Source organism: Ochrobactrum quorumnocens, from assembly GCF_002278035.1.
Classification (GTDB): Bacteria; Pseudomonadota; Alphaproteobacteria; order Rhizobiales; family Rhizobiaceae; genus Brucella; species Brucella quorumnocens.
In genome coordinates this window covers 75,053-91,448 of sequence record NZ_CP022603.1, presented here as the reverse complement: position 1 = coordinate 91,448, position 16,396 = coordinate 75,053, and the positions used below count along the sequence as shown (strand labels likewise).

Below are 16,396 nucleotides of genomic sequence, written 5' to 3'. Positions count from 1 at the left end.
CGATATGGCCAAGGCTACGACCATCAAGATCAAGCTTTTGTCGACCGCTGACACCGGCTTCTTCTACGTAACGAAGAAGAACAGCCGCACGATGACGGAAAAGATGACAAAGACAAAGTACGACCCGATTGCGCGCAAGCACGTCGACTTCAAGGAAACGAAAATCAAGTAATTTTCGTTTCCTCCGCCAGACATCACACACTGGCCGGAATCAAAAAAGCCGTCTCTCACGAGACGGCTTTTTTCGTTTAAGCGTTGGATGTGTCCTGACTTTTTTAATACGCATCTTGTCCGAAAACCGCTTTGCACTTTTCGGGATGCGCTCTAAGCAGCAGACAGAGCAATCCTGTTGCGGCCGTTTTTCTTGGCTTCATAAAGTGCAGCATCAGTTCGTGAGAAGAGCGCCTCGGCGGTGTCGCCTCCCATGAGACGCAGCGATGCGATGCCGATACTGATCGTCATATTGATCTTATGCTTGCCACTAGCCAGAAGGAAAGGGGTCTCTGCCACCGCTTCGCGAATACGTTCGGCCACCGCAGCTGCAGCCATTATATCAGTATCGGGCAGGACGATCGCAAACTCCTCGCCGCCATAACGGCACATGACATCCATGCCGCGAATCTTCTTGCGCAGCCGCACCGCAAATTCTCGCAGCACATCATCTCCACCATCATGACCATATTTGTCGTTCACGCGCTTGAAATGGTCAAAGTCGATCATAACGACTGATAAAGGCCGCTCACGCCCCGTAGCGCGCGAAAGCAGCACCGGCATGTGGGTATCGAGGTAACGACGGTTATGCAGTCCTGTGAGGCTGTCTGTCACCGCCATGGTGATTGTACGGTGCAGGCTTTGACGCAAAAGGTCGTTGTAGCACTTGCGCTTGATTTGCGTGCGCAGCCGCGCATAAAGCTCGAGCTTCTCCAGCGGCCGCATCACATAGTCATTTACGCCAAGCTCAAGTGCGCGGACGACCAGCGAGCCTTCATCCTCGTTCACGATCAGGATGATCGGCACAAGCCTTGTGCGCTCGATTGTGCGCATCTGTGAACAGAGCCGTAACGGATCGTAATAGGTAAAATCGGCAGAAATAACGATGCTGTCGTAGTCACTGTCAATCGCCTTGATCAGCGCACCATTGGCGTCATGAGCAACATCGACAAAATAATCTTCGCCCAAAATCATGCGAAGACGAGCGCCAGCCAGTTCGTTCTCATCAACAACGAGAATGCGGGCGGCATCCTCTCCGCCCCCAAACCGGCCAGAAAGTTTGGTGACGAGCAGCGCTTCCACTTCCGTGTCGGCAACCGTGCCTGTGCGCAGGAACAATTCGTCGGAAACCATTTTGAGCCGGGCAAGGCTCTTGACGCGGGAAAGCAGCTGAAGATCTTTGACCGGCTTCGACATGAAGTCATCTGCGCCTGCTTCAAGTCCCTTGATCTTATCTTTTGGGCTATCCAGTGCCGTCAGGATCACAACAGGAATATTGGTTGTGCGCGGGTCATCTTTCAGGCGACGGCAAACTTCAAAACCATCCATTCCCGGCAATAAGACGTCGAGAATAACCACATCAATCTGGCCGCCAAGGCAAATTTCGATAGCTTCTGCGCCGTTAGAGGCCGTTACGACCTCGTAATACTCGCGCAACAGGAGAGCTTCCAGCAGCTTTACGTGTGATTCCGCGTCGTCAACGACGAGAATTCTTGCCGTCATGATGCCTAGCCCCCCAGATTCTCACTCCGTAAACTTCCCCACATTGAAAATGATCAGGCGTCGCCCAGATAAGATTTTATCGTCTCAATAAAACGCGGAACAGAAATCGGCTTGGATATATAGGCCTCACAGCCTCCCTGACGAATACGCTCCTCATCGCCTTTCATGGCAAAGGCCGTGACTGCGATTACTGGTATGTGGCGCAGTTCTTCATCATCCTTGAGCCATTTCGTCACTTCCAGCCCGGACACTTCAGGAAGCTGGATATCCATCAAGATAAGATCAGGGCGGTGCTCTCGGGCAAGATCAAGCGCCTCAAGACCATTTCTGGTCCTGATGGTTTCATATCCGCTGGCTTCGATAAGATCGCGAAACAACTTCATATTCAGTTCGTTGTCCTCGACGATCATCACACTTTTGGTCATCGAATATTCCCTGGCCTTATTCTTTCCTGTTCAAAGACAGGTTTGTTCTGCCCATCACACCGACATGGTTCCTATATAGTTTAAGCGCATTTCATTGACGAATGGCAAATATTCGCCAAATCTCGCATTGTCGCGCGGCTATTGTAAGATATATCCGGGAAGAACAGGAATCGGCCTTTCCGGGACCTGAAATGCCAAAACAAATGATTTAAAGCGGAGAAGCAGATGAAAAGCCTCATGAGCCAAGCGGATGCAGAAAACCTTGCAGTCGAAGCGCTCGTATGGTTGGCTCAGGACAAGGATCTGATGCCGCGCTTTCTCGCACTCACTGGGATCGAGATCTCATCAATTCGATCTGCGGCTCAAGAACCGGGGTTTCTGGAGGGCGTCCTGCAATTTTATCTCAGCCACGAACCGACCCTGCTGCGCTTTTGCGAGGAAACAGGGCGCGATCCAGCGAGTATTGAAAAGGCCGCTTCACTGCTGCCCGGTGGGTTAAACCAGCATCTTTAGAACGGCACAGCGAATACACACCGTCTCAGCAGCTCCCTATATAAAAAGCGCCCGTTCTAGGCGCTTTTTTGTCGTCGCTAAAATTTACTCTGCGCCTGCGACTTCTGCAGCAGATACACTCAAAACGCTCAACTCATGAGCTTTGCCGTCGCGTGCAATCCATGACATGGACTGGCCTGGCGTCAGGCCGATAAGTGCCGTGCCGATTGGCGTCAAAATAGAAATCTTGCCCTGAGCAATATCCGCCTCGCCCGGATAAACCAGCGTTACCTTACGCTCGTGACCGTCATTAGAGCGAAATTCGACAGTCGACCCCATATGAACGACATCCGCTGGCAGTTTCTTCTGCGGCACCACCTTGGCGCGGTCGAGTTCCTGCAACAATTCCTCGGCCACTTCCTCCAGTTTTTCGGAGACGTTACCGGCCAGAATTGTCAGGCGTTCGTGATCGATGTCGCTGACGACGATCTTAGGCTTCTTGCGGTTCTTTACGCTCATGACGATAGCTCACTGCTGTCTAATGATAATTGTTCTCCGTAACGATTCCGGTCCGGAGTAACTGATTGAATTTTGGAAGAAAGCGCTTTTAGTAATTCCGCTTGAAGGCAAGCGGCAAACCGTCCCCCGGAATCCTCTGCGCTGAGCAGGACTCGAGGGTTGCTATCCCGTGATCGGTTGAACCCGATGGAGTATGGAAGCAAAACGGTTGTTCATAGTGCTAAACTTGGTGATATCCTTGCCAATGTCAAGTGCACAGCTGACAGGACATCAGTGTGACGATGGCATTCCCAAGCTTTAGTGCTATAAAACGATGTTCCTTTTATGTTCATCAAACCGCATGCAGCCATGGCCAACCAATTCGCAGAAAATAGTTCAGAACATGGTTTCTGCCGCGATTGCCTATCGCTGCAAAAACTCGAAACCGCGCGACGCTGCCGCGCCTGTGGCAGCCCACGTCTGGTTCGCCATGCAGAGCTTTACAAGCTGTCGCTCGCCCATGTCGATTGCGACGCATTTTATGCATCGGTAGAAAAGCGGGATAATCCGGAGCTTCGCGACAAACCGCTTATCATTGGTGGTGGCAAGCGTGGCGTAGTTTCGACCGCTTGCTATATTGCGCGCATTCATGGTGTTCGGTCTGCCATGCCAATGTTCAAAGCGCTTGAAGCTTGCCCTGAAGCAGTTGTCGTTAAACCGAATATGGAGAAATACGCGCGTGTCGGGCGTGAAGTTCGACAACTGATGCGCGATCTCACTCCACTCGTCGAACCCATTTCCATTGATGAGGCATTCCTCGATCTGGGAGGTACAGAGCGACTGCATCGTGCACCAGCGGCGATTGTGCTGGCACGCTTTGCCAGACGGGTCGAAGAAGAAATAGGCATTACCATTTCGGTAGGCCTATCCTATTGCAAGTATTTGGCTAAGGTGGCCTCTGACCTTGAAAAGCCGCGTGGATTTTCTATCATCGGTGAAGCCGAAGCGCTCGATTTTCTGCGTAACAAACCGGTCAGCATGATCTGGGGTGTAGGCAAATCCTTCAATGCCAAGCTCGAGAGTGATGGCATTCGCACCATCGGACAACTTCAGATGATGGATGAAGGTGCACTGATGAAAGCCTATGGCACAATGGGTCAGCGGCTATTCAGGCTGTCACGTGGACAAGATAGCCGCAAGGTTGAACCCGAACATGATATGAAAAGTGTTTCAGCCGAAACAACATTCAACAAAGACCTCTCGCAAGCAAGCGATCTGGTCCCTGTCCTGCGTGCGTTGTCCGAGAAGGTATCGCAGCGTCTGAAGGCTGGTGACATTGCCGGACGGACGGTCGTGCTCAAGCTCAAAACACAAGACTTCAAGTTGCGGACGCGCAATCGCCAACTGGCTGACCCTACTCAGCTTGCGGATCGTATTTTCCGTACTGGCCTTCAGCTTCTGGAAAAAGAACTGGATGGAACCAAGTTCCGGCTGCTTGGCATTGGTGTGGGTGAACTCTCATCAGACGACCGCGCCGACCCGCCGGATCTGGTCGACACACAGGCCACAAAACGTGCTGTCGCAGAAGGTGCTATTGATCGCCTACGCAACAAATTTGGCCGGAACGCAGTCGAAACAGGCTACACGTTTTCAAAAGGTAATCTTGCACGCCCGCAAACGCCCGCCGACCGTGACCCGGACGAATGACTCTTTCCTCCGGTACCCGCAACAAAGTCTTGGAGAAAAATAAATCAATCACGGCTAACCGCTTGACGAAGCGTGTCTGGATCAATATTGGAACTGCTCAAGAGAGCGCTGACTGATTTGACAGACCTCTTACGGATGGCCTCATGGCGGAGTGGTTACGCAGAGGACTGCAAATCCTTGCACCCCGGTTCGATTCCGGGTGAGGCCTCCAAAACATTTCCCTTTGAAATCAATGCGTTAAGCCTGCACAATTATTCATTTATATGACATTTCATGCCACGTCGTTCTACAAGTAGATTCTCTGCAATTACAACTGGTTACAAAAATGTCCGGCAAATGCATGCAACATATTCTGCACTGATATTGAGACAGATCAAGACGAGCAAATGCTTTTAACGAAGAGAATAGTCGGCATCGGCAATCAATGAAAACATTATCATACTTCAGTTTTTGTTGAAGTTTCCCCTCTCAGGGCCACTTATAATTATAATAAATTCAATCCTTTAAAGATAAATCACGTCTGACTTATCCACAAAGCGCTCCACAGGATAAGCATAAATTATCCACAGGTTGTTCTAAACTCGACCGCACACTCTATCCAGTGTATTACGCTGGCATTCAGTCCGGTCCGTACCTACCTTGTTCATACAGGGTTATTAACCGAACTGGCCTGCAAGGGAGACGTATGAAAAACCTGATCTTACTTGGAATTGCCACACTCACATTGAACCCAGCCGTCGCGTTTGCTGCCACGGATGCGGAAATAGTGACAGAAATGGCAGCCAAGTGTTGGACACTCCCTGAAGGTGTTGATTATCAAAGGGCATCAGCGACATTTGAAGTCACCTACAACTCAGACGGTGAGTTATTGCGCGTTGTGACAGTCGATTATCAGCCTGTACGCAAAGCCGGTGAGGAATTTGCTGTTAGTGCCCAACAGGCATTGTTGGAATGCGCAAGCAAGACTTCTGTTAAATCAAGAACCGTTCGCGTTGTGATGAGATTTACGGCCCCTCAATCGAATGGCCCGTTAATCATGAAGAAACCTCTTCGTTAAGCTTTCCCAGTCCGCGTTCTCTCATCAACGAATAATTTCGGCCATTAGAATATTGAATTCTTATGCCCCAAGATTATCGCAATCATCAGATCCCACTAAAGAAATCTTAGCGTTTTCTCCGTTAGAGCGCTGAATACTATCGCGGTTTGAACGTAATATTTCTATCGGGAAAACTTTCGATATAGCAATTTTCGCGGCAATATATATTTCTATTCCATTCTGGGAGGAGGCGGAATGAGAAGACACTGGCGATTTGACTGGATGACCTTGGCGATACTCGCCCTTTTGATATCGGTCCTGATTGCTGTTTTTGGCACAAAACACATGATGTCTATCGCGCTGAACGGATTGCATCAGCGGGGCGAAAATACTTTAGGGTTGGCGTCTTCTGCGCTCGCGGGCCAATTGGCACGCTATGAAAAGCTTCCGGCGCTCATCGCCGAACATGACACCATTCAAAATCTGGTTCGCGACCCTGCCGCTAAAAATGTCGCGGCAGTGAACCAGTATCTGCAATCAATCAATAACCTACTTGAGTCTTCAGACATTTATCTGATGAACGACAATGGCGTGACGATTGCCGCCTCAAATTACAATGATCAGAGGCCTTTTGTCGGAGAAAACTTCAGCTATCGCCCCTATTTTTTCAATGCGATCGCTGGCGACAGCGGCCGTTTCTTTGCTCTTGGTACAACATCCGGCAAACGCGGCTATTACTTCAGTGCGCCCGTTATGGTCGATGGACAAGCTCGGGGTGTTCTTGCATTTAAAGTCGATATAGATGTGATCGAGCGTTCTTGGCATGGCAATGATTTCGAAATCATTGTGACCGATCCCGAAGGTATAATCTTCATGTCGGGACGGCCTGAATGGCTCTTCAAAAGCATAGGCCCCCTCACCCCTGATCAGGTTGCCCGCACTGCCCATACCCGACGCTATGCGGAAACACCATTGGTCGCAATACCAGTCAGAAGCACCCAAACAGATCGCGGCGACACGCTATTGGAGATGGACGACGCGGAACGGACAATTGAATATCTTATACTGTCCGACGAAATGGCCGACGCAGGCTGGACTGTCAGCGTGTTGTTGGCAACTCGTCCCGCGCGAAATCAAGCATATACATCCGTGATTGCCCTGTTATTGCTGGTTGGTCTCGGGGCAATGGCAATCGCGGTCTTCCTGCAAAACCGTACCCGACTTGCTGAACGACTCGCAGCCCAACGAGAAATCAAGGAACAATTGGAGTTTCGTGTTGCGGCGCGCACCGTTGAACTAGCGACTACGAATGAAAAACTGGCAACCGAAGTGGAAGAACGACGTGCAACCGAGCGCCAGCTGCGCCGCACGCAAGTTGAGCTTGTTCACGCAGGAAAGCTCGCGGCACTTGGTCAAATGTCGGCAGCACTCTCGCATGAGTTCAATCAGCCGCTTGCTGCAGTACGCGCCTATGCCGAAGTCTCTGGCCTGATGCTCGATCAGGGACGTGATCGAGATGCCAAAGCGGGGTTGGACCGGATATTGAAAGTCGTGGAGCGCATGACAAGCATTAGCAAGCACCTACGCAATTTTGCCCGGCGGCCCAATAAAAAGCTGCGCTCCGTCAAAGCACAAGATGTCATCCGCGATACGAAAGAAATCATTCTCTGGCGCCTCAGCGTCGCGAAAGTTGACCTCTCCTTCATTCAGCACGACGAAGAGACTTGGGTGCTCGCTGACTCTGTGCGACTGCAACAAGTCCTGGTTAACATCATCTCGAATGCTGCCGATGCCGTCGAAGGGCAGGAAAACAGATTTATCGGCATCGATGTGAACACAGAGCTTAACCGTGTCCTGATCAAGATCACAGATAACGGCCCCGGCGTTCCCGATGCTATCGCCGCCCGCATTTATGACCCATTTTTCTCGACCAAGGGCGTCGGTAAAGGTTTAGGCTTAGGCCTCTCCATTTCCTACAACATTGTCAAAGACTTCGATGGGGAACTGTCCGTGCGTAATCTGACCGAAGGCGGTGCAGAATTCTGCATCAGTCTCCAAAAAGCAGCCGCACCATCGAAGCAAGGAACTGGAAAAGACATATGAATGTTGGCGAAATCCTCCTGATTGATGACGAGGAAGAGACACGCGAAGCCATAGCACTTGGGCTCAAATTCATGGGTTATCGCGTCCGTCAATTGGCCAGTGCGGAGCGTGTACTCGAACTGGTCGGCTTTGGCTTCAAAGGCATTGTTGTCACTGATATTCGTATGCCCGGCATGGATGGTCTGACACTGATGTCACGCATTCATGAGCTGGACCCGGAAACGCCTGTCATTGTGTTTACGGGTCATGGCGATGTGCAATTGGCGGTACGTGCGATACGTGACGGCGCCTATGATTTTCTCGAAAAGCCTTTTGCCATGCAGCAACTGGCTGAGACCGTCGGGCGTGCGCTCGATCGGCGTCAACTGGTCATGGAAAACCGCCTCCTGCGTGCTGCCGCTGGACAGAGAGACGATATAGAGCAACGCCTCGTCGGACGAACACAGGTCATGATTGACTTGCGCTATCATGTGCGAGCAGTCGGTCCCACAGAAGCCGATGTTCTGATCGTCGGCGCAACCGGTACGGGTAAAGAAGTGGTGGCTCGGACTCTGCACGACCTGAGCGGCCGGGCTGACAAGCCCTTTATCGCAATCAATTGTGCAGCGCTTCCGAGCAATCTTATCGAGAGCGAATTGTTCGGTCATGAGCCGGGTGCTTTTCCGGGCGCAATGCGTGCTCGCTTTGGCAAGTTTGAACTCGCTCAAGGAGGGACAATTCTCCTTGATGAAATCGCAACCATGCCCAGCGACATGCAGGCGAAGTTATTGCGTGTCATTCAAGAACGCACGATCACGCGGCTGGGATCGAACGAAGTTTATCCGCTGGATGTTCGCTTTATCGCGACCAGCAAAGCAAATCTTGAAGATGAAGTAACTGCCGGTCGCTTCCGTGCCGATCTGCTTTACCGCCTCAATGTCGTGACAATCAAGGTGCCCTCGCTGGCCGAACGCCGGGAGGATGTGTCACTCCTTTTCCTTAAACTCGTCAACGAAGCCGCAGCGCGTTATCGCAATGATCCGACACCCGTTCCACCGCATCTCGTAACGACACTTACGGAGCGTGAATGGCCGGGGAATGTGCGTGAACTGCGCAACGCTGCCGACCGCTTCGGGCTTGGTCTTGGTCTGCAGTTTGATGATGATCGCAAACACCAGATGCGCCCCATGCGCCTTGCTGATCGCGTTGCTGCTTTTGAAAAAAGCATCATTGCGAGCGAACTCGTGATGCATCGCGGAAGCCTCAAACCGGTCTATGAAACCCTCGGCCTATCGCGCAAATCACTCTACGAGAAGATGCAGAAATTCGGCTTGGACAAACAGAGCTTCATCAGCTCGCAGGAAGATTGACTGCCAACATGGGTGGAAATCCACCCATCTATTTGCGTCGAACGTTACCGTTTCCACCCATGACCGCACATAAACTGACGAAAAAAGCCAGTTTACGCCGAGCTTTACCTTGCGCGGCAAACGATCCGACCGCGTTATCGCGATGAGTGGTCTGGGAGGAACCACTGCGTAAGCGGGTGCGCTGTGCCCGTTTACGTTGTTCCGCCCGTCCACACCGTGAGCCTTTTCAGGGCATCAGGGGCAAAGACATCCGGGAGGAACTCAATTGAAAAAAGCCATTTTCACTGCTTTGGCATTCACCGCTCTTACCGCAACCGCATTTGCGCAGTCCTTTCCAAGCCAGCCGATCACGATCATCGTACCATTCACGGCCGGTGGACCGACTGACACTGTGACGCGTCTTGTCGCGCAGGCCATGAGCCGCGATCTTGGCAGCCAGATCGTCGTTGAAAATGTTGGTGGCGCAGGCGGAACGCTGGGTGCTGCGCGTGCCGCTCAAGCCAAGAATGATGGTCACACGCTGTTGCTCCATCATATCGGCATGGCGACATCGGCCACTCTCTACCGCGAATTGCCATACAAGCCGCTGGAAGCTTTCTCCTATGTTGGCCTCGTCACAGAGGTGCCGATGACTATCATTGGCCGCTCCAATCTTGAGGCCAATTCCGTCGAAGAAATGCTGGAATATATCAAGACCAATGGCGAAGAGGTCATGTATGCCAATGCTGGCATTGGCGCGGCATCGCATCTTTGTGGCCTGCTGCTGATGAATGCGCTTGGTACACAGATGACCACAATTCCATATCAGGGTACTGGCCCTGCTATGACCGACGTCATGGGCGGACAGGTGGATCTGATGTGCGATCAGACAACCAATACCACCAACCAGATCCGGGATGGATCGGTAAAGGCTTTTGCTGTCACCGTGCCTCAGCGCGTGGCAAGCTTGCCCGATCTGCCAACTGTTGCTGAAAAAGGCATTCCTAATTTCAACGTCAGCATCTGGCATGGACTCTATGCTCCAGCTGGGACCGATGAAGCTGTTGTTGAGCGTTTGAGCAAAGCTCTTCAGATTGCGCTCAAGGACGAAACCGTCATCGCGCGCTTTGCTGATCTCGGCACCACGCCTTCATCGGAAGAAGATGCCACACCAACGGCGCTAAGGGCAAAGCTTGAGAGTGAAATCGAGCTTTGGCGTCCGGTGATCGAAGCAGCTGGCGTTTACGCAAACTAAGCATCACAGGCCAGACTTCGAAGCTGTGAGCGCATCCCGATAAATTTATGGCGCTCGTCGGGATGCGTTTGAGCAGTGCGAAATCCGGCACAATTTAACCTGTTTCATTGGGGTGCTGCACAATGCTGTCCCGAGATTATAGAGATATTGTTGGCGGCATCCTGCTGGTTGCCCTCGGCCTCGCATTCTCCTGGTATGCGGCTGTAACTTACGAGTTGGGCACGCTCCGGCGCATGGGGCCGGGCATGTTCCCAACCGCGCTGGGCATCGTGCTGGCCGGATTTGGTCTCGTGATCGTCATTCCAGCTTTCTTCCGCACGGGCGTCATGCCGGAAATCCGCGTCTGGACACCGATCTACGTTCTGACCGGCGTTGCGGCCTTTGCGATTATGATCCGTCCTCTCGGGTTGATCCCCGCCGTGTTAGGCGTTGTGGTGATTTCGTCATTCGCGGAATTGCGCGTCAAACCACTTAGCCTGACCATTCTCTCAACCGCACTTTGCCTTATCGCCTGGCTGGTCTTCCGTGTCGGGCTTGGGCTTCCTGTTGCCCTGTTCCGGTGGCCATTCTGATGGATATATTCTCCAATATCGCGATTGGCCTAGAAACGGCGCTGACGCTCAACAATCTGTTCTACTGTTTCCTTGGCGTGTTTCTGGGAACGCTGATTGGCGTGATCCCCGGCATCGGGGTGCTTTCTGCCATTTCGATGCTGTTTCCGCTCACCTTCTATCTTGAGCCGACAACCGCGCTCATCATGCTGGCCGGCATCTGGTATGGCACGTCTTATGGTGGCAACACGGCCTCTATTCTGCTCAACATACCCGGCACGCCTGCCAATGCAGTCACCTGCCTCGACGGTTATCCGATGGCGCGTCAGGGGCGCGGCGGTATCGCGCTTCTCATGACCACAATCGCCTCGTTTGTCGGCGGCTCCATCGGCATTATTTTGCTAATGCTGTTCTCGCCCATCATTGCAAAATATGCGCTGAGCTTTGGCTCGGCAGACTACTTCTCGCTGATGGTTCTGGGGTTAGTTGCCGCCTCCACAATCTCGGATGGCTCGCTGGCCAAGGGCCTCGCGATGGTTGTTCTTGGCATCATGTTCGGCACAGTCGGCGCTGACATCTATACCGGCACTGCACGCTTTTCCTTTGGTGTGCTTGAACTGACCGATGCCATTAGCCTGATCGCGCTAGCAATGGGCATCTTCGGTGTGTCCGAAGTGATCGCCAGCGTGCGCAAAGTCAATGTCGGCGACATTGACCCAGAGAGTGTAAAGCTCAAGGCCATGAAACCATCACGTGATGACATGCGCCGGTCGTGGTTTCCGATGCTGCGCGGATCGTCCATCGGTGCCTTCTTCGGTACATTACCCGGCACCGGGCCATCAGTTGCAGCTTTCATGGCCTATGCCGTGGAAAAGCGTGTGGCAAAAGAGCCAGAGCGTTTTGGCAAGGGTGCTATCGAAGGCATCATGGCGCCAGAATCTGCCAACAATTCTGCAGATCAGACATCGTTCATTCCAACGCTTTCACTTGGCATTCCGGGTAGCCCGACCATGGCGCTTATGCTGGGCGCGCTGATGATCCACGGGATAGCGCCCGGCCCCACCCTCATGACCGATCAGCCGTCCCTGTTCTGGGGGCTGATCATGAGCTTCTGGATCGGCAATCTGTTGCTGGTAATCCTGAATATTCCGCTGATTGGCGTTTGGGTGAGGTTGTTGACCATCCCCTATCACCTGCTGTTTCCAGCCGTTCTGATGTTTATTTGCATTGGAACTTATTCGGTCAACAACAGCGCATTTGAAGTGTGGCTCGTGGTGTTCTTTGGCTTTGCCGGATACCTTATGCGGATCTTCAATTTCCCTGCCGCACCCTTGCTGCTGGGCTTCGTTCTCGGTCCTCTGATGGAAGAGCATTTCCGTCGCGCGATGCTGATGTCGCGCGGTTCATTCTCCACCTTTATCGACCGCCCGATCAGCGCCACCGTTCTTGGCATAACTGCAACACTGCTTGTATGGGGAACGTGGTCGGCTTATCGCAGGCGCAATCAGCGCATGCTCACGGCACAAACGTTACGCTCTTAAAACAACATGACCGGTGAGAAATGCGCTTCTCACCGGTCATGACTTTGTTCAATCCGGCTTAGAACTTTACGCTAAGCTTGGCTTTGCCAGAGTTCTGACTAAAGCTTGAACCGTACTGCCCCGAATATTCGAGCCCCAAAGTCGTCTGGTTGCCGAGATCAATATCAAAGCCTGCCTTGATGATCGCAGTGTCCTTGGTAATTGGCGCGCCTGCCACTTCAAATACTGTTCCAGCACCGAATGCGGTAGTTGCAGCCGGGATAGTATCGCCATAGGCATGTTGCCAACCAACCGTACCGTTAAGCTTGGCATTCATGCTGCCGAACACGACTGGAGCAGACGCGCGAAGACCAAGCGTGGTGAACGTGGTTGTCGTCGTTTCTTTTCCAATCTGCAGTGCCGCATTACCACCCTGCTCGTTAAACCGGTCGGTCTGCAGGCGAACCACAGCAAGGTTCGCAAACGGCTCAATCGCAGTCCCGTTCAGGTCGAAACGGTGTAAGAGTTCGCCAAATGCCTGGAAAGTATCTGCGTTGTAGTCCGCATCGAGGCTTTCCGAGAAACCGGGGAAGGCAACAAAGCGATCGGTTTCGATCTTGTGCCAGGTATAGGCGAGACCTGCCTTGAGCATGGTCGCATCCCATTGCGTGCCACCATAGATACCAACATGATAATTATCGCTATGGCCAGACGAGTTGCTATCATTCACATCGAAGCTGGTGCGGCTATAACCTGCAAGAGCACCCAGCCTCCAGTTTTCGAGAACTTCCGCATCATAGCCTGCAACAAAGCCACCGGTTGATTGCTTTAGCTTGCCCGCATTTCCGTCCGCTCCGGTTTTACTCCATTGGCCGAGCGCCTGCCCCCAGATTGCTGCACGTGGTGCCGAAATATGGGCCGAACCCACATCCGTTGCAATCACGGAACTCTGTCCGTCAGTACCAAAAGCTGCGCCAATTCGATCCATTACAGCGTTACGTACGATGGAGCTGTCATTGATGATTGCAGTTCGCGTCGAAGCGTGAATTTCCCCCGACAGCGCATTGAATGCGCGAAGTGCATCGTCTTCGCTCTCCTGCATGACCACCGTATCGTAAACGGCATTCCCTGCCCCAAGAGCCTCGACGGCTACCGCCACCGATTTCTGATTGCTTGTCTTTGCCGTGGCAATGAAATCGACATCATTACGAGCAATGTCGAGGTAGACCGCATTGGGATCATAGGCCAGACCAAGATCGACAAATGGCATATTCTGGCTCAGATCGCCAAACGTACCCGTGATGCCGCCTTCAGCACTCAGAATGGTGTAGCGTTTGCCAGGCATATAAGTACCGACTGCTTTTTCTACATAGACCTTGGCGCCACCAAGCGTTGCAGTTCCGCTGACATCAATACGGTCGCTCTCGCCGGAAGCGTCGATTTCAGCAACATAAGTTGCTGCGGAATCAAATGCCAAATCGCCTGTGACCTTCAGCGTGCCAATGGAGTTTCCCGGCGCAATGATACTGCCAGCACCGGCATAGAGGCCTCCTATTGCGCCTGCACCAGCCAGATATGCGCCGTTTTCAACGCTGATTGTGCCACCAAGGAATGCACCTGAATGGGATGCGTCACCAATGACCAGACCACCATTTTTTACAGTGGTTCCGCCTGTATGGGTGTTGGCACCATTCAGAACCAGAACGCCTGCTCCTGATTTGATGAGGCTGCCTGTGCCATCGATATTCCCGTCAAAACGCGTGTTAACGGACTGGTTTACGGTCAGAGCTGCCGAGCCAAGGCTCAATGTACCGCCCTCGCCTGAAAGCGATGACATGGTCACATCGAAGTTGTTAAGGTCAAGCTTACCACCATTCATAGCAAATACTGTATTATTAACGAATGAACCGGCAGCACCTGCCTGAAGCACACCGGCTTCAACCAAAGTTCCTCCTGTATAACTGTTCGCCTGACCAAGAACGAGTGTGCCAGCGCCGCGTTTGAGCAGAGCGCCTTCTCCTGTCGCCTGCTGTAACAGCGTCACGCGATTATTCGCGTCAGCAATGTCGATCCATCCGAGCCCTTGAAGGGATACGGTGCGACCTAGCGCTTTCATATCGCTGCCGGTAATCCGCAGACCACCGTCAATCAGACGCAGACGCGCGTCTGCGTTTCCAAGCGCCGCATCTTCGCTGACGATGATCGTGCCACCGTCGGTTACTGCTGTTTCACCGATGAAGGAATGATCGTCGATGCAGTAGTCCTTGATCGCCTGTTGGAAGCGTGCATCCTTGCTATTACAATTGAGCAGCGTCTTCTTTTCCTCAAGCGTCAGGCCGCTCAGAATTGGATTACCGTTGTCGTCCGAGATTTGTCCGAGATAGAGGTCCGTCCGATGGTTGTTGCGTGTAAGAACAAACTCTTTGTTTTTGTCCGCAAAGCCGTAAGCATTCTCACCCCAGACGAGACGCGTTTTGTCTGTGTTGTTTTCTGAATATGTCTGGAGCTGTGGACCTACCCAGCGGAAATCATGTGCAACCGGTTCATGATCAGAGATAGCTTCTGGCTGGCCGCCAGGTTTAGTGACCATTACGTCTTTGATTACGCCGGTATGCGGATCTTTCGGATCGTCAACAATTTCATACCATTTACCAAATGGGCGCGAGACCAGGAAATGATCGATCTTGGCGCGATCCCAGCTCGCCCAGGTATTTGTCGCATCTTCCCCTGCCGACGGCCATGTAGTACTGCCATCATTAAGATCATGTGGCTTGAAACCTTCACGGATCGCGTCGGTCTGCAGCAGCATGTACTTCTTCTTGAGGACATTCATAGTAACCGGCGTGTTGTTATCAACCGCGTAGGTTTCCTCTTGCAGACCAACATCCCTGCCAGCTTTATAAGCTGCTGAGAGAGCGTCTCCCCATTGTTTCCATGACAGATTGTCGATGTTCTGTCCGGAATATGCTTCCTGAATGATCGCACGCATTGTTGGCTCGTTGGCATTCTGAACATATTGCCGTGAAAGATCGCGGTAGAAATTGTTACCATCCGACTGCTGCATCAGCCGAATTTGCGCATCAATGTGATGAAGTCCACGCTCCGAAACGTCGCCCGCATTGAAATCACCCATGACAATAATTGGCTGCGTTGACCCTTTCGCCCATGTATTGAGCGCCTTGGCTTCGTTAAGACGACCGGTTGAACCGTCCGCATAATCCAGATGAACCGTGCCAATTAACGTCTGTGGACGGGAGCCTTGGGCATCTAGCTGAGTATAGCTGACATAGCGGCCTTGCGTACTTCCACCCAGATTGATAGTGCCGAATTTGCCCGGCAAACGCGAAATGATACCCACATCGCCAACTTGCACATTGCCATAAGTACCGCGACCAGCGGCTTGAAGGAAATCGGGTATCCGCGTGACATAGGTACTGCCGTTAATTTCCTGCATGCCGAGGACATCGAAATTAGCCGCAGCCATGAAAGCCGCCGTCACTTCCGGACTCTGCTTGAACTTGCTCCAAATATTGAGCGTCATGACGCGAATATCATAGTTGTCGGCTGCGCGTGCCGGAACAGCGGTAATGCCTGCGACTGCAACACCGCACAAAAGCTGCGCAGTTATAGCCAGAAATTTTCGGTTGCGTTTGGTTGTCCCCGGTACCATCCCTCAGTCCTTTTCTCGGAAAATGCTTCCAATTCATCAATGTGACAGCTGGATTGGTCACCCAACTTCACCTAACGCTGAAATGACAGAGTTCAATG

13 protein-coding genes and 1 tRNA gene are annotated in these 16,396 nt (G+C 52.3%); 10 read left to right on the top strand and 4 right to left on the bottom strand.

Translation table 11 applies throughout. The annotated features are described in order from the left end of the window. The first annotated feature begins 4 nt into the window (after positions 1-4). The gene (gene rpmG / locus CES85_RS00580) at positions 5-172 is read left to right on the top strand and encodes a 50S ribosomal protein L33 (RefSeq protein WP_007878621.1); all 168 of its coding nucleotides are present in this window, start codon (positions 5-7) and stop codon (positions 170-172) included. Between the two features lie 152 nt (positions 173-324). On the opposite strand, the gene CES85_RS00575 is transcribed toward rpmG, so the two are convergent. Both CES85_RS00575 and CES85_RS00570 read right to left on the bottom strand, forming a co-directional pair. Next, positions 325-1,713 carry a PleD family two-component system response regulator gene (locus tag CES85_RS00575; RefSeq protein ID WP_095444153.1) on the bottom strand — a complete coding sequence of 463 codons (1,389 nt, stop codon included), beginning with the start codon at positions 1,711-1,713 and terminating at the stop codon, positions 325-327. 53 nt (positions 1,714-1,766) lie between these two features. After that, on the bottom strand, positions 1,767-2,138 hold the full coding sequence (locus CES85_RS00570; RefSeq protein WP_007878616.1) for a response regulator: 372 nt from the start codon (positions 2,136-2,138) through the stop codon (positions 1,767-1,769). A 225-nt stretch (positions 2,139-2,363) separates the two neighbouring features. Between CES85_RS00570 and CES85_RS00565 the strand changes: the two genes are divergently transcribed. Beyond that, positions 2,364-2,651, top strand: a complete 288-nt coding sequence (locus tag CES85_RS00565; protein ID WP_095444152.1) for a DUF3572 domain-containing protein — start codon at positions 2,364-2,366, stop codon at positions 2,649-2,651. An 84-nt stretch (positions 2,652-2,735) separates the two neighbouring features. On the opposite strand, the gene rnk is transcribed toward CES85_RS00565, so the two are convergent. Beyond that, positions 2,736-3,149: a nucleoside diphosphate kinase regulator gene (rnk, locus tag CES85_RS00560; protein WP_095444151.1), complete on the bottom strand. Its 414-nt coding sequence runs from the start codon at positions 3,147-3,149 to the stop codon at positions 2,736-2,738. Between the two features lie 348 nt (positions 3,150-3,497). Here rnk and CES85_RS00555 point away from each other — a divergent pair, with 348 nt between their 5' ends. The 8 genes from CES85_RS00555 (at position 3,498) to CES85_RS00520 (ending at position 12,649) form a co-directional block, all read left to right on the top strand. Beyond that, complete coding sequence (locus tag CES85_RS00555; RefSeq protein WP_095445639.1) at positions 3,498-4,835, top strand: DNA polymerase IV; 1,338 nt, start codon at positions 3,498-3,500, stop codon at positions 4,833-4,835. A gap of 137 nt (positions 4,836-4,972) precedes the next feature. Next, positions 4,973-5,046, top strand: a tRNA-Cys gene (locus tag CES85_RS00550). Positions 5,047-5,520: 474 nt separating this feature from the next. Continuing rightward, a complete protein-coding gene (locus CES85_RS00545) occupies positions 5,521-5,892 on the top strand; it encodes a hypothetical protein (protein ID WP_095444150.1) in 372 nt (123 codons plus the stop codon). Between the two features lie 234 nt (positions 5,893-6,126). Next, complete coding sequence (locus tag CES85_RS00540; protein ID WP_095444149.1) at positions 6,127-7,974, top strand: sensor histidine kinase; 1,848 nt, start codon at positions 6,127-6,129, stop codon at positions 7,972-7,974. Further along, positions 7,971-9,323: a sigma-54-dependent transcriptional regulator gene (locus CES85_RS00535; RefSeq protein ID WP_095444148.1), complete on the top strand. Its 1,353-nt coding sequence runs from the start codon at positions 7,971-7,973 to the stop codon at positions 9,321-9,323. Before CES85_RS00540 ends, CES85_RS00535 begins: the two co-directional genes overlap by 4 nt. Positions 9,324-9,588: 265 nt before the next feature. Further along, positions 9,589-10,557, top strand: a complete 969-nt coding sequence (locus tag CES85_RS00530; protein WP_095444147.1) for a tripartite tricarboxylate transporter substrate-binding protein — start codon at positions 9,589-9,591, stop codon at positions 10,555-10,557. A gap of 122 nt (positions 10,558-10,679) precedes the next feature. After that, positions 10,680-11,129 (top strand): tripartite tricarboxylate transporter TctB family protein, encoded by a 450-nt coding sequence (locus CES85_RS00525; protein WP_095444146.1) that lies wholly within the window; start codon positions 10,680-10,682, stop codon positions 11,127-11,129. Further along, positions 11,129-12,649 carry a tripartite tricarboxylate transporter permease gene (locus CES85_RS00520; RefSeq protein WP_095444145.1) on the top strand — a complete coding sequence of 507 codons (1,521 nt, stop codon included), beginning with the start codon at positions 11,129-11,131 and terminating at the stop codon, positions 12,647-12,649. Before CES85_RS00525 ends, CES85_RS00520 begins: the two co-directional genes overlap by 1 nt. A gap of 58 nt (positions 12,650-12,707) precedes the next feature. On the opposite strand, the gene CES85_RS00515 is transcribed toward CES85_RS00520, so the two are convergent. Then, the gene (locus CES85_RS00515; RefSeq protein WP_095444144.1) at positions 12,708-16,298 is read right to left on the bottom strand and encodes an autotransporter domain-containing protein; all 3,591 of its coding nucleotides are present in this window, start codon (positions 16,296-16,298) and stop codon (positions 12,708-12,710) included. Positions 16,299-16,396: the final 98 nt, after the last annotated feature.

Excerpts from the sequence above, each read along its gene's own strand:
- CES85_RS00535 (WP_095444148.1), top strand. The coding sequence starts at position 7,971 with ATGAATGTTGGCGAAATCCTCCTGATTGATGACGAGGAAGAGACACGC.
- CES85_RS00570 (WP_007878616.1), bottom strand. The coding sequence starts at position 2,138 with ATGACCAAAAGTGTGATGATCGTCGAGGACAACGAACTGAATATGAAG.
- CES85_RS00540 (WP_095444149.1), top strand. The coding sequence starts at position 6,127 with ATGAGAAGACACTGGCGATTTGACTGGATGACCTTGGCGATACTCGCC.
- CES85_RS00555 (WP_095445639.1), top strand. The coding sequence starts at position 3,498 with ATGGCCAACCAATTCGCAGAAAATAGTTCAGAACATGGTTTCTGCCGC.
- CES85_RS00520 (WP_095444145.1), top strand. The coding sequence starts at position 11,129 with ATGGATATATTCTCCAATATCGCGATTGGCCTAGAAACGGCGCTGACG.
- rnk (WP_095444151.1), bottom strand. The coding sequence starts at position 3,149 with ATGAGCGTAAAGAACCGCAAGAAGCCTAAGATCGTCGTCAGCGACATC.
- rpmG (WP_007878621.1), top strand. The coding sequence starts at position 5 with ATGGCCAAGGCTACGACCATCAAGATCAAGCTTTTGTCGACCGCTGAC.
- CES85_RS00515 (WP_095444144.1), bottom strand. The coding sequence starts at position 16,298 with ATGGTACCGGGGACAACCAAACGCAACCGAAAATTTCTGGCTATAACT.
- CES85_RS00575 (WP_095444153.1), bottom strand. The coding sequence starts at position 1,713 with ATGACGGCAAGAATTCTCGTCGTTGACGACGCGGAATCACACGTAAAG.
- CES85_RS00565 (WP_095444152.1), top strand. The coding sequence starts at position 2,364 with ATGAAAAGCCTCATGAGCCAAGCGGATGCAGAAAACCTTGCAGTCGAA.
- CES85_RS00525 (WP_095444146.1), top strand. The coding sequence starts at position 10,680 with ATGCTGTCCCGAGATTATAGAGATATTGTTGGCGGCATCCTGCTGGTT.
- CES85_RS00545 (WP_095444150.1), top strand. The coding sequence starts at position 5,521 with ATGAAAAACCTGATCTTACTTGGAATTGCCACACTCACATTGAACCCA.